The organism is Streptomyces sp. SID3343 (genome assembly GCF_009865215.1).
In the GTDB taxonomy this organism is placed as follows: domain Bacteria; phylum Actinomycetota; class Actinomycetes; order Streptomycetales; family Streptomycetaceae; genus Embleya.
In genome coordinates this window covers 1-5,898 of record NZ_WWJX01000833.1, presented here as the reverse complement: position 1 = coordinate 5,898, position 5,898 = coordinate 1, and the positions used below count along the sequence as shown (strand labels likewise).

The 5,898-nt window shown below is 69.8% G+C and carries 6 protein-coding genes; 4 read left to right on the top strand and 2 right to left on the bottom strand.

The features are described 5' to 3' along the window. Positions 1–682: dihydrodipicolinate synthase family protein (locus tag GT354_RS26135; protein ID WP_161358826.1), on the bottom strand; the 682-nt coding region annotated here is incomplete at its 3' end. A gap of 51 nt (positions 683–733) precedes the next feature. Then, positions 734–1,270 (bottom strand): XRE family transcriptional regulator, encoded by a 537-nt coding sequence (locus GT354_RS26130; protein WP_161358825.1) that lies wholly within the window; start codon positions 1,268–1,270, stop codon positions 734–736. 445 nt (positions 1,271–1,715) lie between these two features. On the opposite strand from GT354_RS26130, the gene GT354_RS26125 reads away from it, so the two are divergent. The 4 genes from GT354_RS26125 to GT354_RS26110 all read left to right on the top strand — a co-directional run. Then, complete coding sequence (locus GT354_RS26125) at positions 1,716–3,344, top strand: ABC transporter substrate-binding protein (RefSeq protein ID WP_161358824.1); 1,629 nt, start codon at positions 1,716–1,718, stop codon at positions 3,342–3,344. Beyond that, a complete protein-coding gene (locus tag GT354_RS26120; RefSeq protein ID WP_161358823.1) occupies positions 3,325–4,443 on the top strand; it encodes an ABC transporter permease in 1,119 nt (372 codons plus the stop codon). Before GT354_RS26125 ends, GT354_RS26120 begins: the two co-directional genes overlap by 20 nt. Next, complete coding sequence (locus GT354_RS26115) at positions 4,440–5,357, top strand: ABC transporter permease (protein ID WP_161358822.1); 918 nt, start codon at positions 4,440–4,442, stop codon at positions 5,355–5,357. Before GT354_RS26120 ends, GT354_RS26115 begins: the two co-directional genes overlap by 4 nt. 13 nt (positions 5,358–5,370) lie before the next feature. Beyond that, on the top strand, positions 5,371–5,898 hold a 528-nt coding region (locus tag GT354_RS26110; RefSeq protein WP_161358821.1), incomplete at its 3' end, for an ATP-binding cassette domain-containing protein.

The following is a 5,898-nucleotide window of genomic DNA, read 5'->3' as shown; positions in this document are numbered from 1 at the left end:
GGTGACCGAAGAAGGCGGGGTGGTCGCGGCCCAGGACGGCGCCCGCGCCCATCAGGCCGTCGCCGCCGATGCCGCGCATCAACGCCGCGCCGACCGCGTCGGTGGTGATACCGAAGTAGCGCACCCGCTCGTGCAGCGCGACCAGGCCGCGGACGAAACCGCCGAAGTCGCCGGTGGAGTTCTTGATCGCGACCACGTTGGGGATGTCGGCCAGCGCCGACAGGGTGTCGGTGTCCAGGTCGACACCGGTACCGCGCGGCCAGTTGTACACGCAGACGGGGATGTCGACGGCCGCCGAGACCTCGGCGTAGAACGCGACGATCTCCCGGGAGTTGGGCACCACGTAGGGCGGCGGGGTGAGCAGGATGCCGTCGAGGCCGGCCGCGCGGGCGGCGCGGGCGTGGCCGATGGCGGCGGCCGCCGTGTAGGCGTTGCAGCCACCGAGCAGGGTGTAGCGGCCGCGCACCTGTCGGGCGGCGCGGGTGAACAGTTCGGCGCGTTCGGTGGGGGTGAGGGTGTACCACTCGCCGGTGGTGCCGGCGATGACCACGCCGTCCAGGCCCTCGGCGGCGAACCATTCCAACTGTTCGTCCCACGCGGCGAGATCGAGATCGCCCTGGGAGGTGAACGGGGTGGTCACGGCCGGTATGTAGCCGTGCCAGTCGACGGTGTTGCGGTCCATGCCCTCGGTCCTTTCGGGGCACAAACACGGGATCCGGGCGCCACCCCCGCCTTACGGCATCGGGGGTGTCACCGCGACGAGCAGTCGGGCGGGCGCGTCGGAGGAGTTGACGAACCGGTGCGGCAGACGCGAGTCGAAGGTGATCGCGTCGCCCTCGCGCAGGTGGTGGACGCGGCCGTCGACCTCGACGTCGAGTTCCCCGGCGAGCACCGTGGCGCATTCCGTGGAGGGATGGCTGTAGGGCTCGTCGGAAGACGCCTGGCCGGGCTCGATGTCGGCCTCCAGCACTTCGAGATCGCCCGATCCGGGGGTGAGCCTGGAGTAGGTGATGTGCTGTCGGGCCGCGCCGAGCCGCATCCGGTCCGCGCGCGTGGTCACGGCCACCCGCGGCACGTCCGGATCGTCGAACAGGGTCGCGATGGAGGTGTCGAAGACGCGGGCGAGCTTGCGCAGGGTGCTCAGGCTCGGTTCCGCGGCGCCGTTCTCCAGTTGACTCAGCATGCCCGCCGATATGCCTGCCTCGGCGGCCAACTGACGCAAGGTCAGATCGTGCGCTTGTCGCAGTTCGCGCAGACGGTCACCCAGCATCGTCCGATCCCCGTTCGCTCCCGCGCCGAGCACTCCCGGCTCGCGGATCCTGGCTTGTGCGTAACGACGTGTTCAATGTGGTTGAACGCTTCGGAGCGAACATAAGCACGGGACTGACGCGTCGTCAAGATCGTTGTGGCATCGGCGGGACGGCGGTGCCGCGCGGAGTGCCGGCTGCAGGCGGCGGCGCCGGCTTTCGACGGGTGCTCCCTATGCACCCGATGAACCGCTGTGAGCAGCCACCAAAGCGCCAACAAAGCGGAAAATCGTCGCTCCGTGTGGGCGGACGATCACCAAGGATCGATATTGGATCCCACATGTCGAGACGCCAAAAAAAGTCATTGACCCCTGGGCTCGGCCGAGCCTACTTTCGACCCCACCGTTCAGTCAGATCAAACACTCGGTGCCGTCATCGGCCGCTCGGGTGCCGTGCGAAAGGTGCGCCATGCAGGGCAATCACCCCCTTGGGGACAGTCGCGGCAAGAAGGCCGTACGCCGCGCCGCCGCGCCCCTCGCGGTCACCGTGGCCGCAGCACTGATGCTCGCCGCGTGCGGCGGTGCCAAGAAGTCGTCGGACAACGCGGAGGGCGGCGCCGGTGGGACCCTCGTCGTCGACACGTCGTTCAGCCTCAAGACCGCCGACCCGGGCCGCACGTTCGAGCCCACCGGGATCCTGGTCACCCGCCCCGTCTACGACACGCTGCTGACGTTCGCGAACGGCGACGTGACCAAGCCGGTTCCGCTGCTCGCCGCCTCCTACGAGGCCGCCCCCGACGCCAAGACCTTCACGTTCCCGCTGCGCCCGGAGGCCAAGTTCTCCGACGGTTCGCCGGTGACCGCCAAGGACGTCGTGTTCTCGTTCAACCGGGTCAAGAACCTCAAGGGCAACCCGGCGTTCCTGCTCGACGGCGTCACCGCGACCGCCAAGGACGAGCACACGGTGGTACTCACCACCGAGGCCGCCGACCCCGCGCTGCCGTTCCGCATCGCCACCCCGGCGCTGGGCGTGGTCAACTCCACGACCGTGGCCGCGCACGGCGGCAGCGACGCGGCCGGCGCCGACCAGGGCGACAAGGCCGAGCAGTACCTCAACACCGACTCGCAGGGCAGCGGCCCGTACAAGATCACCAAGTACGACGTCAGCAGCGAGGTCATCCTCACCCGCAACGACAACTACTGGGGCACCAAGCCCAAGTACGACAAGGTCGTCGTGCGCAACGTGCCCGCCAACACCCAGCAGCTGAACGTGCTCAGCGGCGAGAGCCAGATCTCCCTGGACATGTCGCCCGACCAGGCGGTCAAGGTCAAGGGCCAGGCACAGGTGCTGCAACAGCCCACGCCCACCACGGCGTTCCTGTTCAGCAACGACAACCCGGCCACGTCGCCGATCACGTCCAACAAGGACTTCCAGGAAGCCGTGCGCTACGGCCTGGACTACAAGAGCCTGCTCGACGTCGCCGGCGCCGGGTCCGCCCAGGCCGCCGGGGTCGTGCCGAGCTTCTTCACCGGCGCGCTCGACCCGGGCAAGGCCGTCCAGCGCGACGTCCCGCGCGCCAAGGCCGCACTCGCCCGCGCGGGGCTGAACAACCCGAGCGTGGACCTGTACTACGCGTCCGACGTGACGATCAACGGCATCAACTTCGGCGACCTCGGCGCCCGGGTACAGGCCAACCTCAAGGAGGTCGGCATCTCGATCAACCTCAAGCCGGCCCCCACCCAGACCGCCCTGGACTCCTACCGCAACGGCACCGAGGCGATGGGCCTGTGGTGGTGGCAGGCCGACTACCCCGACGCCAGCGACTACCTCGCCTTCACCCCCGGCGAACTCGTCGGCCTGCGCGCCGGCTGGAAGGCCGAAGCCAACGCCGAGGTGACCGAACTCGCCGGCAAGGCCAAGGTCGCCACCTCCGACGCCGAACGCGTCCAGCTCTACCGCCAGATGCAGGAAGCGATGAACAAGACCGGCCCGTTCATCCCGCTGCTCCAGCCCGCCCAGGTGATCGCCGCGAACAACTCGGTCAAGAACCTGCACTACAACCCGATCTGGTACATCGATGTCGACAAGCTCGGCTGACGCCACCGTCGACGCCGCCCCCCGGCCGGCCGCACCCCGCAAGGGTGCGGCCGCCGGCCCCCGGGCCGCGCGCGGTTCCCACCCCTTCGCCCGCTTCGTGCTGGTGCGCCTGTCGGTCGGCGTACTGCTGTGCCTGGGCATCACGATGCTCGCCTTCGCGCTCACCCACGCCGTCCCCGGCGACCCGGTCGCCGCCAACCTGGGCCAGCGCGCCCTGAACGACCCGGCCGCGGTCGCCGCGTTCAAGGCCAAGAACGGACTCGACGAGTCGCTGCCGTCCCAGTACGGCACCTACCTGAACAATCTGCTGCACGGGGACATGGGCACCTCGCAGCAGTCACACCGCCCGGTCTGGGACGATCTCTCGGACCGGGTGCCGGCCAGTTTCGAACTCGCGCTCGTGGCCATCGTGTTGGCGCTGGTGATCGGCGTCGGACTGGGCATCGTCGCCGCGGTCACCCGCAACCGGTGGCCCGACCGGATTATCCGGATCGTCTCGCTCGCGGGCGTGTCCATGCCGGTGTTCTGGCTCGCCCAGGTCGCCTTCTACCTGTTCTCCTTCAAGCTCGGCTGGATCCAGGCCGGCGGGAGACTGTCGCCCGGCGCCATCCCACCCCAGGACATCACCGGCCTGTACACCGTCGACTCGCTGCTCACCGGCGACCTGGGCACCTTCGGCGAAGCCTTCTCCCGCCTGGTCCTGCCCGCGTGCGTACTCGCCGCGTTCAACATCGGCGTGCTCACCCGCTTCACCCGCGCCGCAGTCCTCGAAGCACTCGGCAACGACTACGTACGCGCCGCCCGCGCCAAGGGACTTCCCGAGGCCACCGTGATCCGCCGGCACGTCCTGCGGCCCGCGCTCACCTCGATCCTGACCGTCGCGGGACTGACCTTCGGCGGCATGCTCGCCGGCACCGTCCTGGTCGAGAACGTCCTGTCGTGGCCCGGCCTGGGCCAGTACGCGTACAAGAGCGCGCTCAACCTGGACCTGCCCGCCATCATGGGCGTCTGCCTGTTCGTCGCGGTCGTGTACGTCGTGATCAACCTCCTCGTGGACCTGCTCTACGGGGTCATCGACCCGAGGATTCGCCTCTCGTGAACGCCACGCGCCTCTTCCTCGGCGATCGGCTCGGAGCCGACCGCACCGGCACGGACGACCCCACCGCGCGGCGCAAGCGCCGCCGCGGCGGGAAGTCGCCGTGGCGCAGCCCCCTGGCCCTGACCGGACTGGTCATCATCGGGATCTTCCTGATCGCGGCGGTGTTCGCGTCGGTGATCTCCCCCGAGGACCCGCTGGCCCAGAAATGGCCCAAGTACCAGTCCCCGTCCGCCGATCACTGGTTCGGTACCGACCAACTCGGCCGCGACATCCTCTCGCGCGTCATCCACGGCACCCGCATCTCGCTCCCGCTCGCGCTGCTCCTGGTCGTGCTCGCGATGGTCATCGGCACCGTGCTCGGCGCCGTCGCCGGCTACTTCGGCGGCTGGATCGACATGGTCGTCATGCGCTGCGCCGACCTCGTGCTCGCCTTCCCGGCGATCATCCTGGCGATGGCCGTGGTCGCGGCGCTCGGCCCCAACCTGACCAACGCCGTGCTCGCGGTGGTGATCGTCAGTTGGCCCACCTACGCCCGCGTGGTCCGCGGACTCGTACTCACCCTGCGGCAATCGGACTTCGTCCAGGCCGACCGGCTGCTCGGCGCGTCCGGGTGGCGCGTCCTCGCGGTGGACCTGCGCCCCAACCTCGCCGGTCCGGTCGCCGTGCTCGCCGCGCTCGACCTGGGCAACGCGGTACTGCTGCTGTCCGGACTGTCGTTCCTGGGCCTGGGCGCCCAGCCGCCCGCCGCCGAGTGGGGCGCGATGGTCAACGCCGGCTCGGCGAACTTCGACGCGTGGTGGGTCGCCGTCTTCCCCGGCGCGGCCATCCTGCTCTCGGTGCTCGCCTTCAACTTCCTGGGCGACACCCTGCGCGACGCGCTCGACCCGCGTACGGCACGGGCGATCCGAAAGTGACGGACATACGGACATGAACGAAACCCCGACTTCGACCCCGGCGCCGGACGCCGACCCGCAGCCGCTGCTCGCCATCCGCGACCTCGTGGTGGAACTGCCCGGACCCGACGGGCAGCGGCTGCGCGCCATCGACGGCGTCGACCTGACCGTGGGTCGCGGCGAGATCGTCGGCCTGGCCGGCGAGAGCGGCTCCGGCAAGACGATGACCGCGCTCGCGCTCCTTGGGCTGCTGCCCCAGGGCGGCACCGCGAGCGGGCAACTGCTCGTCGAGGGCGACGACGTGCTGACCATGACCCCGCGTCAGGTCCGTGACCTGCGCGGCAACCGGGTCGCGATGGTCTTCCAGGACCCGATGACGTCACTGCACCCGATGCTGAGCGTCGGCAAGCAACTCACCGAACACCTGCGCCACCACAAGAAACTCGACAAGAAGGCCGCGAACGCGCGGGCCGTCGAACTGCTCGCCACCGTGCGCATCCCCGACCCCGAGCGCGCGCTCGGCCGCTACCCGCACCAGTTCTCCGGCGGCATGCGCCAGCGG

What these genes read in the sequence shown, in the direction of transcription:
- GT354_RS26120 (WP_161358823.1), top strand. Translation starts at nt 3,325, where the DNA reads ATGTCGACAAGCTCGGCTGACGCCACCGTCGACGCCGCCCCCCGGCCG.
- GT354_RS26130 (WP_161358825.1), bottom strand. Translation starts at nt 1,270, where the DNA reads ATGCTGGGTGACCGTCTGCGCGAACTGCGACAAGCGCACGATCTGACC.
- GT354_RS26125 (WP_161358824.1), top strand. Translation starts at nt 1,716, where the DNA reads ATGCAGGGCAATCACCCCCTTGGGGACAGTCGCGGCAAGAAGGCCGTA.